This window comes from Stenotrophomonas sp. SXG-1 (assembly GCF_014083965.1).
GTDB lineage: Bacteria > Pseudomonadota > Gammaproteobacteria > Xanthomonadales > Xanthomonadaceae > Stenotrophomonas > Stenotrophomonas geniculata.
The window spans coordinates 2,040,532-2,054,589 of the sequence record NZ_CP046588.1 but is presented as its reverse complement, the minus strand read 5'-3'; the positions used below and the strand labels follow the sequence as shown (position 1 = coordinate 2,054,589).

Sequence of the window (14,058 nt, the reverse complement as noted above, 5' to 3'; positions counted from 1 at the left end):
AGAGAGGCTCGACCCTACCATCTGCCGGTGAGCGGGGCCTGAAAGCGGCCTGACCGCACTCAGGCGGCCAGCACCGCCATCGACAGCAGCTGTGCGCCACTGCCGCCGGAACTGCAGGTCCAGACGCGCAACAGGCGCAGCTTCACTTCACGCTCCTGGTCCTGCTGCCACACTGACAACCGCACGTTGCTGGACAGCAGTGCCAGGCGACCACACAGCAGCGTTTCAACTGCGTGCAGCTGCAGGCTTCGCACCTGCAGGCCGCCGGCCAGCCAATCGCCCAGCCACGGCAGATCGAGCATGCGCCCGCCTTGGCCATCCATCATGAACAAGGCCGGCGATACCAGCGCGGTCAGCGCATCGTGATCATTTTCCAGCAACGCTGCGCACAGGCGCTGCTCCAGCACCATCAACTGTTTTTCATGCAGATTTTCAACGATGTTCCGTTCCATCCACGGATCCTTCCGGCATCGGCCGGCGCCTGCGCAGGCGTTGCGCGATCCACTGCCGCGCGCCCTGCACTACTACATAGAAGACCGGTACGAAGAACACCGCCAGCACGGTCGCACTGACCATGCCGCCGAACACACCGGTTCCAATCGCCTGCTGGGTTTCCTTCGACGCGCCCTGCGCCAGCATCAGCGGCACCACGCCCAGCGCGAATGCCAGCGAGGTCATCACGATCGGCCGCAGGCGCAACCTGGCAGCTTCCAATGCCGCCTCGACCAGGCCGCGACCCTGCTGCTGCAGCTGGCGCGCGAACTCGACGATGAGGATCGCGTTCTTCGCCGACAGCCCGATCACGGTGATCATGCCGACCTTGAAGAACACGTCGTTGGGCATGCCCCGCAGCAGCACCGCGGCGACCGCACCGAGCAGGCCCAGCGGCACCACCAGCATCACCGCCAGCGGGATTGACCAGCTCTCATAGAGAGCCGCCAGCACTAGGAACACCACCAGCATCGACAACAACAGCAGCCACGGTGCCTGCGCCCCCGACTCCCGCTCCTGCAGCGACTGGCTGGTCCACTGCAGGGCAAAGCCGGACGGCAGCTTCTGCGCCAACCGCTCCATCTCCGCCATGGCCTGGCCGGTCGACACGCCGGAGGCCGGTGCGCCGGACAGGTTCAGCGCCGGGAAGCCGAGATAGCGCTGCAGCTGCAACGGCGCCTCGGTCCAGTGCGGCGTCACCAGTTCCGACAACGCCACCATGCCGCCTTCGCTGTTGCGAACGTACAGCTTCAGCACATCCTCCAGCTCCATCCGGTGCGGTGCATCGGCCTGCAGGATCACCTGCTGCAGCCGGCCCTTGTTGGGGAAGTCGTTGACGTACTGCGAGCCCATCGCCGCCGACAGCGTGCTGCTGATCTGCTCGAACCCCACGCCCATCGCCTCGGCCTTGGCGCGGTCGATGTCCAGCCGCACGCTGGTGCCTGCTGGCAGGCCATCGGCATGCACCTCCGACAGCAGCGGACTGGCCTCGGCCAGCTTCAGCAGCTGCTGCAGGGCCGCGCGCAGCTCTGCCTGGCTCTGCCCGGTGCGCGCCTGCAGCGCCAGTGAGAAACCGGAGGAGCGTCCCAGGCTGTCGATGGCCGGCGGCATCACGCTCATCACCTCGCCCTCGGCAATCGTCGCCATCGCCTTCTGCGCGGCCTCCACTTCGCCGGCCGCGGTTGCCCCTGCACGCTCGCCCCAGTCCTTCAGCATGGTGTAGGTCAGCGCCGCGCTCGGGCCGGACCCGGAGAAGCTGTAGCCGAGGATCGACTGGTTGGAGCCGATGCCCGGGCGTGACGCCACATGCCGTTCGTAGGCTTCGACCACGGCCAGCGTGCGCTCGGCGGTGGCTTCGGCCGGCAGCTGGATCGAGGTCATGAAATAGCCCTGGTCTTCTTCCGGCAGGAATGCACCCGGCAACCAGTGCAGGCCCAGCAACAGCGCCACTACCAGTGCGGCGAACACGCCCATCACCCGCCCGCTTCGCTGCAGCACGGAGGCCACGCCACGCTGGTAGCGCCCGGTCATCGCCTCGAAGCCACGGTTGAAGGCGCCGAACAGCCCACCACGACCATGATGGCCATGGCTGTTCGGGCGCAGCAGCGTCGCGCACAGCGCCGGCGTCAGGCTCAATGCCAGCAGCGCCGAGAACAGGATCGACACCGCCATCGCCACGGTGAACTGGCGGTAGATCGCGCCCACCGAGCCGCTGGCCAACGCCATCGGGATGAACACCGCGGTCAACACCAGGGTGATGCCGATCACTGCGCCGGTCAGCTCACGCATCGCCTTGATGGTGGCCTCGCGCGGCGGCAGCCCTTCTTCGGCCATGATCCGTTCCACGCCCTCGACCACCACGATCGCGTCGTCGACGATGATGCCGATTGCCAGCACCATGCCGAACATGGTCAGCACGTTGATCGAGAAGCCCAGCGCCAGCATCACAGCGAAGGTGCCCAGCAGTGCGATCGGTGCGACCAGCGCCGGGATCAGCGTGTAGCGCCAGTTCTGCAGGAACAGGTACATCACCGCGAACACCAGCAGCATCGCCTCCAGCAGCGTCTGCACCACCTTCTGGATCGAGATCTTGACGAACGGCGCGGTATCGAACGGAATGCTCGCTTCCACGCCGCGCGGCAGCAGCGGTGCCAGCTCGGCCATGCGCTCACGCACCGCCGACGCGGTGCGCACCGCGTTCGCGCCAGGACGCAGCTGCACGCCGGCGGCGGTGGCCGGATGGCCGTCCTCGCGGGTGCCCCAGGCATAGCTCTGGGCGCCCAGCTCGACGCGGGCGACATCGCCCAGCAGCACCCGCGAGCCGTCGGCCCCGGCGCGCAGCACGATGGCAGCGAACTGTTCCGGCGTGGACAGTTGGCCGTCGGCACTCAACGGCACGGTAATGCGCTGGCTCGGCACACCCGGCGAATCGCCGATGCGTCCCGGCGAGATCTCCAGGTTCTGCTGCTCGATGGCGGCGGCGACGTCGCCCATGGTCAGGCCGTAGCCGGTCAACCGGGTCGGGTCCAGCCACACACGCATCGCCTGCTCGGCGCCGAACAGCTGCACGCGGCCGACGCCATCGATGCGGCGCAGCTCTTCGATGATGTTGCGCGCCATGAAGTCGCCCAGCGCGGCTTCGCTGACGCTGGCATCGGGCGAACGCAGGCCGACCAGCATCAGGAAACCCGAATCGGCGGCCTCCACGAACAGGCCGTTCTGGCGGACGCTGCGCGGCAGGCGCGGTTCGATCGCCTTGATCCGGTTCTGCACGTCCACCTGCGCCAGCTCCGGATTGGTGCCGGGCTTGAAGGTGGCAGTGATCGACGCTTCACCGGAAGTGTCCACCGACGATTCGAAGTACAGCAGGTGCTTGACGCTGGACAGCTCGCGCTCGATCAGGCCGACCACCGCATCATTCAGCGTCTGCGGGCTGGCACCGGGGTAGCTGGCATAGATGCTGACACTGGGTGGCGCCACCGCCGGATAGCGCTCAACGGCCAGCCGTGGGATCGCCAGTACGCCAGCCAGGATGATGAAGATCGCCAGCACCCAGGCGAACACCGGGCGATCGATGAAGAAACGTGCCATGTTGGATTTCCCTGGAGGGACCAGCCCGGTAGAGGCTCAGCCCTTGCTGCCGGCCTGCACCACGCCGGCGCTGGCGACCGGCATCTGCCAATCGCGCGCATCGACCACCACGCCTTCCTGCAGGCGTTCCTGGCCCTCGACCACTACCTTTTCGCCCGCCTTCAGGCCCGTGCGCACCAGCCACTGGCGATCAACGCTGCCGTCGACCTCCAGCGTGCGGATCACCGCCTTGCCATCGCCACCGATCACCCAGGCATAGGCCTGGCCACCGGCGCTGCGCAGCACGGCCTGCTGTGGCACGGTCAGTGCACTGGCCGGCGCACCACGCGGCACCCTCGCGCGCACGTACATGCCCGGCAGCAGCTGGCGCTGCGGGTTGTCGACCAGAATGCGGAGGATCACATCACCGGTACGCGCATCGACGTTGATGCCGGAGAACAGCATCTGGCCGCGCTCGGACAGCGGCTTGCCGGCCGCACCGATGATCGTCACCGGCAGCTCGCCGCCACCGGCAGCGCTGCGCTGCAGTGATTCCAGCTGGGCCGCCGGCTGGCGCACATCGACGTAGACCTGGTCGATCTGCTGCACCACCGCCATCGGCTCGGCATCGGCCACGCCCACCAGTGCGCCTTCGGTCACCAGCGCCTGGTCGATGCGGCCGGCAATCGGTGCACTGACCGTGGCATAGCGCAGGTCAAGCTGGCGACGGGCCAGGATCGCGCGCGCCTCGTTCACCGCGGCACGGGCCTGTTCGTACTCGGCACTGGCATCGTCGCGGTGCTGCTGGCTGACCGCCTGCGCGGCCGCCAGTGCATGCAGGCGCTGTGACTGCACGCGGCTGCGGCCCAGCGCCGCTTCGCTGCGCTGAAGTGCTGCCAGTGCCGAATCCACGTCTGCACGGAATGCCGCCGGATCGATCTGGAACAGCGCCTGGCCGGCGCTCACTTCTGCGCCCTGGTCGAACAGGCGGCGTTGCACGATGCCGCCCACCTGGGCACGGATCTGTGCGGTGCGCACGGCAGCCACGCGGCCGGGCAGTTCGTCATCGCGCTGTACCACCTGCGGGCCGACGGTGACCACGCTGACACGCGGCGTGGCTTCCGGCGTAGCTTCGGGGGTTGAGCAGGCCGTCATGGCCAGGGCGAGGGCCGCGATCAACGTGGCCGGAGTCCTGAAGGTTCTCATTGCTGTGCACAATGCCGCGCAGGCGGCTGATAGGTTCTGAAGCGTGAAGTGTGCGTGGCAATGATGGGGTTTCGATGGAGGAACTGTGGAGATACGATGGAGGCAAGCACCTTAAGACCCCGCCCCTGCATGCATGCCGCCCCTGCCCTCGCTGCCCTCGTCCTGATCGTCGAGGATGAGGCCGAGATCGCCGATATTCTCACCGCCTATCTGGAACGCGAAGGACTGCGTACACTGCGCGCCGCCGACGGCCACAGCGCACTGGACCTGCACCGCAGCGCCCGCCCCGACCTGGTCCTGCTCGATGTGCAGCTGCCGCGCCTGGATGGCTGGAGCGTGCTGACGCAGCTGCGCCAGCGCGGCGAAACGCCGGTGATCATGCTGACCGCACTGGACCAGGACCTGGACAAGCTGACCGCACTGCGCATGGGCGCCGACGACTACGTGGTCAAGCCGTTCAATCCGGCCGAAGTGGCAGCACGCGTGCGCGCCGTGCTGCGGCGTACGTTGCGCGCCTCGCGCGTGGATGCACCGACCGCGCTGCGGGCGGGCCCGCTGCTGATCGACTCGGCCACCCATGCCGTGCATGTGGAGGGCGAAGGCTACAGCCACGAAGTGCTGCTCACGCTCACCGAGTTCAAGCTGCTGCACTGCATGGCGCTGGCGCCGACCCGCATCTTCAGCCGCAGCGAACTGATGCACGAATGCCTGCCGGAAAGCGAAGCGCTGGAACGCACCGTCGACAGCCATGTCAGCAAGCTGCGCCGCAAACTGGACGAAGTAGGCATGGTCAATGTTCCGGCCAGCGTGCGCGGTGTCGGCTACCGGCTGATGGCCGACCGCTGATGGCGCACCTGCGCCGCTCCGGGCTCAGCCGACACATCATCGTCTCGATGTCGTTGATGGTGATCGGCGTCATTGTGATGATGATCCTGTCGTCATGGCTGCTGTACGCGGTGCTGGTCGAGTTCTTCCCCGGCAGTGCCGAGGAACCGGAAAGCTGGCTGCCGACCGGCCCGGAGCTGGCATGGATGGTCGGGGTGATCCTGACCGGCCTGGCACTGGCCATCGCCGCCTCGTTCCGACTGGCGCATCGCATCCTGTCGCCCTTGAATTCGCTGGTCGACAGCGTGCGCGCGCTCGCCGGCGGCGACCTCGGTGCGCGCGCCAGCGTCGAGGAAAACTCACCGGGCGAAGTGGCAACCCTGGTCGAGGATTTCAATGCGATGGCGCGCCGCCTGCAGCACATGGAGAGCGAGCGCGCGATGTGGCATGCGGCTATTGCCCATGAATTGCGGACCCCGGTGACGATCCTGCGTGGCCGCCTGCAGGGGCTGGCCGAGGGCGTGTTCCAGCCGGACGAGTCGCAGTTCCGCAGCCTGCTTGCCCAGGTCGAAGGGCTGTCCCGCCTGATTGAAGATCTGCGCGTGCTGAGCCTGTCCGACAATGCGCGGCTGGACGTGCGTCGCGCGCGCACCGACGTGGTGGCCGAGGTGCATTCGGTGATGACCCTGGTCGATCCGCAGTTCCGCGCTGCAGGCTTCGTGCTGGAGCTGGAAACCAGCCGCGAGGAACACAACGCGCACTGTGATCCCACGCGCCTGCGCCAGGCGCTGCTGGCGCTGCTGGAAAACGCGCGTCGCTATGCCAGCCCGGGCAAGGTACGGATTGCCGTGCATGACACACCAGGCCATGTGCAGGTAGCAATCGAGGATGAGGGCCCGGGCATCGATCCGGAGCTGCACGCCGACATCTTCAGCCCGTTCATGCGTGCCGACGGCTCGCGTTCACGCCAGGGCGGTGGCAGTGGGCTCGGCCTGGCGGTGGTCAAGGCCATCGCCGACGCGCACGGCGGCCGCGTCTACTGCACGGCGGGCAACGCCGGTGGCAGCCGTTTCGTCATCGAACTGCCGCGCCAGTAGCGGGCGCGGCCGCCTGTTCCCGCAGGCGCGCGCCGAGTGCAGCGAGGTTGGCATCGATCGCATCCATCTCGTTGCGCTGGCCTGCCGGCAACTGCTGGCGCAGCTGCACGCGCAGCGCCTGCCAGGCCGACACCGCCTGTGCGCTGGCGGTGGCAACCGCTTCGGCCAGCACCACCTGCTCATCGACCAGCGGCAACCCATAGCCACCGTCCGCCAGCAGCGTACCCGGGCGCAACCATTGCCCACCCTGCTCCAGCAGCTGGCGCAGGCCGCGCGTCTCGGCACTGTCCGGTGCGGCCAGCAAGCGTCGTTTCAGCACATCGCGCGCACGCAGCTCGGCGCGGCGTTGCGCCGCCTGTTCCAGCAGCAGCAACCCGGCGCTGGCACGCAGGTCACCCTGCAGCAGCCACGGCGCACGCTGCGGTGCGGGCAGCTTCAGCCAGCCGCGCACATCGCGCACCGGCAGCCCCAGCTGTGAGCTCGCCACGGCGAACAACTGCTGATAGTGATCGCGCGCCGAAGCAAAGTAGTAGCCCTGCGCCTGCGCTGCATTGCGGTCCGTCAGCACCCCCTCGTCGAGTACGTCCAGCCGCACCAGTCGCCGCTTCAGTCCGCGCGGGCTCAGCTGGGCCAGCCCGGCCTCGCCCAGCCGCGGCACGCCCGCCTGTAGCAGCTTGGCGGTTTCCACCGCGCAGTTGTTGCTGATGAAGTAATAGCGCCCGTCATAGTTCCAGTGCACCTGTGCAGTGCGCTCGAGCAGGCTGGCGATCTCGCCGGGCGACAACTGCAACGGCAGCGACTGCAACCCACGCAGTTCCACCTTGGTGTACTCGTCCACCACCTGCTGCAGCGGCAGCACGAACAGGCGCGACGGGTAGCCGCCGGTCAGGCCACGCCAGTTGGAAATCTGCACATCGCCGACGAATGCGCGGAACGACAGCACGCGGTGGTATTCCAGGTCCAGGCGACAGTCCGGCCCCGGCGCACGGCCTGGCCGGCAGATCACCAGCCGCAGCATGCTGTGGCCCCAGCGGCTCATCGGCTGCGCACTGCCTTCGGCGAACAGGTAATCCACCGCATGGACACGCGCGGGGTCGAGCTGCAGCAGCGATGCCGCACCCTCCTCCGATTCGGCCTGCAGCAATGGCAACGCGGTCGCGCAGTGCGACTGCGGCAGCGATGGCGGGGTTCCGAAATGGACCTGGTACCACTGCGCCAGCGCCGGACGCCGGCAGGCGAACTCAGCGTCCAGCAGGAAATGCTCGGCGTTCACCGCCAGGTACTCGGCCGGGTCCTTCAGTTCATACGCATCGGGACTGCGGTCACGGAAGTCGTTGTCGCCACGGCCGAGATGCCAGGGCTTGCGCTGCCATCCGGCCAGATCACGCCAGCGCACACTGCGCGACCAGTTCGCCCCCGTACGGTCGGCGACATGGGCCAGTTCGTGTACCAGCGCGCTGCGGCGTGCGCGACGCGCGCCGGGCACGGCATCATCCAGCAGCTCGCGACGCAGGGCGATGCGCCCGGCGAAGGCCCGGCCGTGCACATCGGCCGGCAGGTCATCACGCCAACGCACCTGGACCTGTGACGGCAATGCACGCAGCAGGCCATCGGGCAGCAGGGACTGCACGTCGGCCAGGGTCTGGCTGGCGAGCTGCTGCTGCGCCGGGTCGAGACCGGACGGATCAAGCAGCAGGCGATCAGCCGCGTGCGCGGAAGGGATGAGCAGCCACGCCAATGCGGCGATCCACCCGCACCGCCCGCTGTGCCTCTGTAGAGCCGAGCCATGCTCGGCTGAATGCCCGGCGCATGCGGATCGCAACAGCAGCCGAGCATGGCTCGGCTCTACAGAAGGCGATGACGCCGAGGTCATGCAGCCTGGATCAACGTGCCAGCAGCGCGCGGGCCAGTTCCAGATCGCTCTGCTGCTGTGCCGCGGCGCTCTGCTCACGCAGGTGGACCAGTGCGGCCTGCAGGCGGGCGCCACGAATCTCGCCATCGCTGGCGACGAATGCAGCCGCATCGTCGCGTGCAGCCAGCACCACCTTGTCATCACCCGAGCTGCTGCCCGAGGAACCGGAGGACGCACCCGTGGCCGAACCGGCCGACGTACCGGCGAAGCTGGAAGCGAAGCCGGCCAGCGGCAGGGACAGCAGGGCGAGCAGCAGAAGCGGACGGGTCATCGGTTCGAAGCCGGTTGTGAGGAAGCGTGGAGCGTAACGGGTGCGTGAAGGATTTGTCCGGCTCAAACGTCGAACAGCTTGCCGGGATTCAGCCGCGCTTGGGGATCGAACGCCCGTTTGACCGCCTTCATCAGCGCGATCTCGGCCGGGCCGCGGGTGCTGTCCAGGTAGCCCTTCTTGACCAGGCCGATGCCATGCTCGGCCGAGATGCTGCCGTCGAAGCGCGCAAGCACCTGCGCCAGCAGCTTGGTGACATGCTCGCACTGCGCCAGAAATTCGGCGTCGCTGGTGTCATCGGGCTTGAGCACGTTGATGTGCAGGTTGCCGTCACCGATATGGCCGAACCACACCACGTCGAAGTGCGGGTATGCCTGCCCGATCAATGCCTGGGTTTCAGCCAGGAACGCCGGCATCGACGAGATCCGCACCGAGACATCATTCTTGTAGGGCTTGTAGCGCGCCAGCGACTCGGTGATGCCTTCGCGCAGGCGCCACAGCTGGGCGGCCTGGGCGTCGCTGGCGCTGATCACCCCATCGCTGACCCAGCCGTTGCCCATGCAGTCCTCGAAGGCCGCCATCGCCGCCGCTTCCTGAGCGTCGTCGCCGGCGGCGAACTCGGTGACCACGTAGTACGGATGCACCTCGTCGAACGGCGCCTGCGCACCGTGCGCCAGCACGTGCTCCAACGCCCGGTCGGTGAAGAACTCGAAGGCCTGCAGCTGCAGGCGCGCGCGGAACGCAGCAAACACCTGCATCAGCACTTCGAAACTGGGCAGTGCCAGGAGCATCACGTTGCTGGCCGGCGGCGGGTCGGTCAGCTTCACCGTGGCTTCGACGATCACGCCCAGCGTGCCCTCCGAGCCGATCAGCAGCTGGCGGAAGTCATAGCCGCTGGAGTTCTTGATCAGGCCCTTGTTGAGCTCCAGCAACTCGCCGCTGGCGGTGACCACCTTCAGCCCGGCGATCCATTCGCGGGTGTTGCCGTAGCGGATCACACGGATGCCGCCGGCATTGGTGGCGATGTTGCCGCCGATCGTGCAGGACCCGCGCGCGGCGAAATCCACCGGGTAGATCAGGCCGTGGTCCAGCGCGGCATTGTGCACAGCTTCCAGTGGCATGCCGGCCTGCACCACCAGGGTGCGATCGACCGCGTCGTAGGCCAGTGCCTTGTTCATCCGTTCCAGGCTGAGCACCAGCTCGCCGTTGGCCGCCACCGCGCCCCCGGAGAGGCCGGTGCGGCCGCCGGACGGCACCACGGCAACGCCCTCGCCTGCACTCCAGCGCATCAGCGCCTGCACCTCCTCGACCGTGGCCGGCAGTGCGATCGCCAGCGGCGCCGGCGTCCAGCGCCGGGTCCAGTCGCGCCCGTAATGCTCCAGGTCGGCCGGGTCGGTCTTCAGCTTCAGGCCGGGACAGGCCTGCTGCAGCGAGGCAATGCGGGAATCGGTCATGACGGTCCAGCGCGGTGCGTGAAGAACGGGCAAGCGTGCCAGCGGCACGCGCCAGCGTCCAGCCCCGCAGCCGTGCCGATCGCTACGGATGCAACCAATTGCGCACTGCACCATCGGCGGTCCAATCTGGCATAGTGGTCAGCCCCTGTCCCACTGGCCGTGTTGCCCCATGTCGCCGAAGAAGACCTCGTTCCCGAAGCAGGATATCCGCGTGCTGTTGCTGGAGGGGGTCAGCCAGACCGCCGTGGAGGTGTTCAGCGCCGCCGGCTACAGCCAGATCGAGGCGCACACCAAGGCGCTGCCCGAGGACGAATTGAAGGCACGCATCGCCGAGGCGCACATCGTCGGCATCCGCTCGCGCACCCAGCTCAGTGCCGAGGTGCTGGCCGAGGCCAAGCGCCTGATCGCGGTGGGCTGTTTCTGCATCGGCACCAACCAGGTCGACCTGGACGCGGCCGAGCTGGCCGGTATTCCGGTGTTCAACGCGCCCTACTCCAATACCCGCAGCGTGGCCGAGCTGGTGATCGCCGAGGCGATCATGCTGACCCGCGGCATTCCGCAGAAGAACGCCGAATGCCATCGCGGCGGCTGGTCGAAGTCGGCCAGCGGCAGCCATGAAGTGCGCGGCAAGACGCTGGGCATCATTGGTTACGGCCACATCGGCACCCAGGTCGGCGTGCTGGCCGAATCGCTGGGCATGCAGGTGATCTTCCACGACGTGGAAACCAAGCTGGCGCTGGGTAATGCCCGTGCTGCCGCCAGCCTGGACGACCTGCTGGCGCGCGCCGACATCGTCACCCTGCACGTGCCGGAAACCCCGTCCACGCAGTGGATGATCGGCAGCACGGAGCTGGCGAAGATGCGCAAGGGCGCGCACCTGATCAACGCCGCGCGCGGCACCGTGGTCGACATCGATGCACTGGATGCCGCACTGGCCAGCGGTCACGTCGGCGGCGCTGCATTGGACGTGTTCCCGGTCGAGCCGAAGGGCAACGGCGATATCTTCGAATCGCCGCTGACCCGCCACGACAACGTGATCCTGACCCCGCACGTAGGCGGCAGCACGCTGGAAGCGCAGGACAACATCGGCGTGGAAGTGGCGGCCAAACTGGTGCGCTACAGCGACAACGGCAGCACCCTGTCGGCGGTCAACTTCCCGGAAGTGACCCTGCCCGAACACGAAGACAGCCTGCGCCTGCTGCACATCCACCAGAACGTGCCGGGCGTGCTGTCCAGGGTCAACGAGATCTTCTCGCGCCACAACGTCAACATCGACGGCCAGTTCCTGCGCACCGACCCGAAGGTGGGCTACGTGGTGATCGACATCACCGCCAGCGAGGCGCAGGCCGCCGCCGTGCGCGACGAGCTGGCCGCGATTCCGGGCACGCTGCGGACGCGCATCCTGTATTGACGCGCGTCCCGCCTTGCACGTGTAGAGCCGAGCCCATGCTCGGCTGCGGTTCCGGCCCGCATCGAGCCGAGCATCGGCTCGGCTCTACAGGTTGCTAGCGCGCCAACCACCGGCGCGCCATGCGCTGCATCGACTCATCCGATTCCGGATCGGCGGCGACTTCGGTCACCGGCCGCCACGCCAGCTCCAGCGACTCTTCGCTGAGCACGAAGGCCTCGCCACCCAGCGCCCGGATCACGAAACGCACGTCGTAGTGCCAGTGTCCCGGCACGTCCTTGCGCTCCGGAATCCAATGCTTGTCCAGATCAAAGATGGCCGGGTCTTCCAGCACCAGGCCGCTCAAGCCGGACTCCTCCTCGGCTTCCTTCAGCGCCACCTGGGCCAGGTCGCGGTCGCCGTCGGCGTGGCCGCCCAGCTGCAGCCAGCGCTGCAGCTTGCGGTGATGGGTCAGCAGCAGGCGCTGGCCATCGGCACTGACCAGCCAGCAGCTGGCGGTGAAGTGGCCGGCCAGGCGCTCGCGGCGGAACGGATCTTCCGCATCGTCCAACAATGTGCCGAATTCGGCAGCCAGTGCGTCGTGGGCAGGCTGGCGGCGGGCATAGTCCCGCAGCAGGCCACGCAGGCGATCGTCAAGCACGGCAAGGGTTTCGGCGGTCTGGCTCATGAATGGGCGGCGCTTGGAAAAATACTGCTCATTATCGCCGTTCATTGTTGCGATTGCGCTTGTGCGTTGGCTTCAGCTTTGGCTAAGGTACAGCGGGCCGTTCGCGCGGCCTTCACCATTCCAGGGTTGCCGGCAACGTATCGGCGGCCCACCCCATCCGATCACTAGGAAGTACTGCATGCTGAAAGCTCTGTTGAGGGTCAAGCCGGTTGAACCGGCCGGGCACGTCGATGCCGGCGAACCCATCGAAGGCAGCCTGGACGGCGAAGCCACGTTGAAACGGACCCTCACGGCTAAACACCTCATCCTGCTTGGCGTGGGTGCGGTGATCGGCGCAGGCATCTTCGTGCTGACCGGCCAGGCCGCGGCCAACCACGCCGGCCCGGCCGTCATGCTGTCGTTCGTGATCGCCGGTTTCGCCTGCGCCCTGGCGGGCCTGTGCTACGCCGAGTTCGCGGCGATGATGCCGGTCTCCGGCAGCGCCTACTCCTACTCCTACGCCACCCTCGGCGAAGGCATGGCCTGGTTCATCGGCTGGTGCCTGGTGCTGGAATACCTGTTCGCTTCGGCCTCGGTCGCGGTGGGCTGGTCGGCGTACCTGATCAGCTTCATCACCACTACGCTGCACATGCCGTTCCCGGATGCACTCAGTGCCGCGCCCATCGCCTGGACCGGCAGCGAGTTCATCGCCTCCGGCAAGCTGTTCAACCTGCCAGCGGTGCTGATCGTGGCAGCGGTGTCCGGCCTGCTGTACGTGGGCGTGACCCAGTCGGCCTTCGTCAATGCGATCATCGTGGCGATCAAGGTCACCGTCATCTGCCTGTTCATCGGCATCGGCGCGGCCCACATCGACCCGGCCAACTGGCAGCCGTTCATTCCGGAAAACACCGGCGTGCCGGGTGAGTTCGGCTGGAGCGGCGTGTTCCGTGCGGCCACCATCGTGTTCTTCGCCTACATCGGCTTCGATGCGGTTTCCACCGCCGCCGGTGAAACCAAGGACCCGCAGCGCAATATGCCGATCGGCCTGCTCGGCTCGCTGGCCGTGTGCACCCTCGTCTACATCATCGTCTGTGCGGTGCTGACCGGCATGATGCCGTACCACCTGCTGGGCACCGACAAGCCGGTGGCGACCGCGCTGGAGCCCTACCCGACCCTGTCCTGGCTGAAGACGTTCGTTGAGATCGGCGCCATCGCCGGCCTGTCCTCGGTGGTGCTGGTGATGATGATGGGCCAGACCCGCATCGCCTACACGATCTCCCGCGACGGCCTGCTGCCGAAGTTCTTCGGCAAGGTCCACGCCCGTTTCCGCACCCCGTACGTCGCCACCATCGTGGTCGGCGTGATCGCCGCCGCACTGGCTGGCCTGGTGCCGCTGAACGTGCTGGGTGAACTGGTGTCGATGGGGACCCTGCTTGCCTTCGCCACGGTCTGCATCGGCGTGCTCGTGCTGCGCTATTCCAAGCCGGAGATCCATCGCCCGTTCCGCGTGCCGATGGTGTGGATCATCTGCCCGCTGGGCGCGGCCACCTGCCTGTTCCTGTTCTGGCAGGCGTTCGTGGTGCACTGGCACCTGTTCGTGGGCTGGACGCTGCTCGGCCTGCTGATCTACCTGGGCTACGGCATCCGCAACAGCAAGCTGGCCAAATCGCCCTGATCCGCC

Annotated in this window: 11 protein-coding genes; 4 read left to right on the top strand and 7 right to left on the bottom strand. The window is 67.4% G+C overall.

Annotated elements, in window-relative coordinates; translation table 11 throughout:
• Positions 1-59: 59 nt before the first annotated feature.
• The 3 genes from GOC52_RS09485 to GOC52_RS09475 are packed head-to-tail and all read right to left on the bottom strand — an operon-like array spanning position 60 to position 4,767.
• Positions 60-452, bottom strand: coding sequence for a nuclear transport factor 2 family protein (locus GOC52_RS09485; protein WP_049453497.1), 393 nt, complete (start codon positions 450-452; stop codon positions 60-62).
• Positions 433-3,582 carry a multidrug efflux RND transporter permease subunit gene (locus GOC52_RS09480; RefSeq protein ID WP_191851244.1) on the bottom strand — a complete coding sequence of 1,050 codons (3,150 nt, stop codon included), beginning with the start codon at positions 3,580-3,582 and terminating at the stop codon, positions 433-435. The genes GOC52_RS09485 and GOC52_RS09480 overlap by 20 nt, the downstream gene beginning before the upstream one ends.
• Before the next feature lie 36 nt (positions 3,583-3,618).
• Positions 3,619-4,767, bottom strand: a complete 1,149-nt coding sequence (locus GOC52_RS09475) for an efflux RND transporter periplasmic adaptor subunit (RefSeq protein WP_049453493.1) — start codon at positions 4,765-4,767, stop codon at positions 3,619-3,621.
• A 129-nt stretch (positions 4,768-4,896) separates the two neighbouring features.
• On the opposite strand from GOC52_RS09475, the gene GOC52_RS09470 reads away from it, so the two are divergent.
• Together GOC52_RS09470 and GOC52_RS09465 are read left to right on the top strand one after the other, a co-directional pair.
• Entirely contained in the window at positions 4,897-5,613 is a 717-nt protein-coding gene (locus GOC52_RS09470) for a response regulator (protein WP_020424480.1), read from the top strand.
• A complete protein-coding gene (locus GOC52_RS09465) occupies positions 5,613-6,689 on the top strand; it encodes an ATP-binding protein (RefSeq protein WP_019338525.1) in 1,077 nt (358 codons plus the stop codon). Before GOC52_RS09470 ends, GOC52_RS09465 begins: the two co-directional genes overlap by 1 nt.
• Here the strand turns inward: GOC52_RS09465 and GOC52_RS09460 are convergent.
• The 3 genes from GOC52_RS09460 to GOC52_RS09450 form a co-directional block, all read right to left on the bottom strand.
• Positions 6,667-8,562, bottom strand: coding sequence for a DUF7844 domain-containing protein (locus GOC52_RS09460; protein WP_458309525.1), 1,896 nt, complete (start codon positions 8,560-8,562; stop codon positions 6,667-6,669). The genes GOC52_RS09465 and GOC52_RS09460 overlap by 23 nt on opposite strands.
• A 10-nt stretch (positions 8,563-8,572) precedes the next feature.
• A complete protein-coding gene (locus GOC52_RS09455) occupies positions 8,573-8,872 on the bottom strand; it encodes a DUF2388 domain-containing protein (RefSeq protein WP_010482550.1) in 300 nt (99 codons plus the stop codon).
• A gap of 62 nt (positions 8,873-8,934) precedes the next feature.
• Entirely contained in the window at positions 8,935-10,323 is a 1,389-nt protein-coding gene (locus tag GOC52_RS09450; protein WP_191851240.1) for an FAD-binding oxidoreductase, read from the bottom strand.
• A gap of 169 nt (positions 10,324-10,492) precedes the next feature.
• On the opposite strand from GOC52_RS09450, the gene serA reads away from it, so the two are divergent.
• Entirely contained in the window at positions 10,493-11,734 is a 1,242-nt protein-coding gene (serA, locus tag GOC52_RS09445) for a phosphoglycerate dehydrogenase (protein WP_010482552.1), read from the top strand.
• Between the two features lie 94 nt (positions 11,735-11,828).
• Here the strand turns inward: serA and GOC52_RS09440 are convergent, their stop codons facing one another.
• Complete coding sequence (locus GOC52_RS09440; RefSeq protein ID WP_191851238.1) at positions 11,829-12,443, bottom strand: NUDIX hydrolase; 615 nt, start codon at positions 12,441-12,443, stop codon at positions 11,829-11,831.
• Positions 12,444-12,576: 133 nt separating this feature from the next.
• Here GOC52_RS09440 and GOC52_RS09435 point away from each other — a divergent pair, with 133 nt between their 5' ends.
• Positions 12,577-14,052: an amino acid permease gene (locus tag GOC52_RS09435; RefSeq protein WP_010482554.1), complete on the top strand. Its 1,476-nt coding sequence runs from the start codon at positions 12,577-12,579 to the stop codon at positions 14,050-14,052.
• The last annotated feature ends 6 nt before the right edge of the window (positions 14,053-14,058 follow it).

What these genes read in the sequence shown, in the direction of transcription:
- GOC52_RS09485 (WP_049453497.1), bottom strand. Translation starts at nt 452, where the DNA reads ATGGAACGGAACATCGTTGAAAATCTGCATGAAAAACAGTTGATGGTG.
- GOC52_RS09480 (WP_191851244.1), bottom strand. Translation starts at nt 3,582, where the DNA reads ATGGCACGTTTCTTCATCGATCGCCCGGTGTTCGCCTGGGTGCTGGCG.
- GOC52_RS09475 (WP_049453493.1), bottom strand. Translation starts at nt 4,767, where the DNA reads ATGAGAACCTTCAGGACTCCGGCCACGTTGATCGCGGCCCTCGCCCTG.
- GOC52_RS09470 (WP_020424480.1), top strand. Translation starts at nt 4,897, where the DNA reads ATGCATGCCGCCCCTGCCCTCGCTGCCCTCGTCCTGATCGTCGAGGAT.
- GOC52_RS09465 (WP_019338525.1), top strand. Translation starts at nt 5,613, where the DNA reads ATGGCGCACCTGCGCCGCTCCGGGCTCAGCCGACACATCATCGTCTCG.
- GOC52_RS09460 (WP_458309525.1), bottom strand. Translation starts at nt 8,562, where the DNA reads ATGACCTCGGCGTCATCGCCTTCTGTAGAGCCGAGCCATGCTCGGCTG.
- GOC52_RS09455 (WP_010482550.1), bottom strand. Translation starts at nt 8,872, where the DNA reads ATGACCCGTCCGCTTCTGCTGCTCGCCCTGCTGTCCCTGCCGCTGGCC.
- GOC52_RS09450 (WP_191851240.1), bottom strand. Translation starts at nt 10,323, where the DNA reads ATGACCGATTCCCGCATTGCCTCGCTGCAGCAGGCCTGTCCCGGCCTG.
- serA (WP_010482552.1), top strand. Translation starts at nt 10,493, where the DNA reads ATGTCGCCGAAGAAGACCTCGTTCCCGAAGCAGGATATCCGCGTGCTG.
- GOC52_RS09440 (WP_191851238.1), bottom strand. Translation starts at nt 12,443, where the DNA reads ATGAACGGCGATAATGAGCAGTATTTTTCCAAGCGCCGCCCATTCATG.
- GOC52_RS09435 (WP_010482554.1), top strand. Translation starts at nt 12,577, where the DNA reads ATGCTGAAAGCTCTGTTGAGGGTCAAGCCGGTTGAACCGGCCGGGCAC.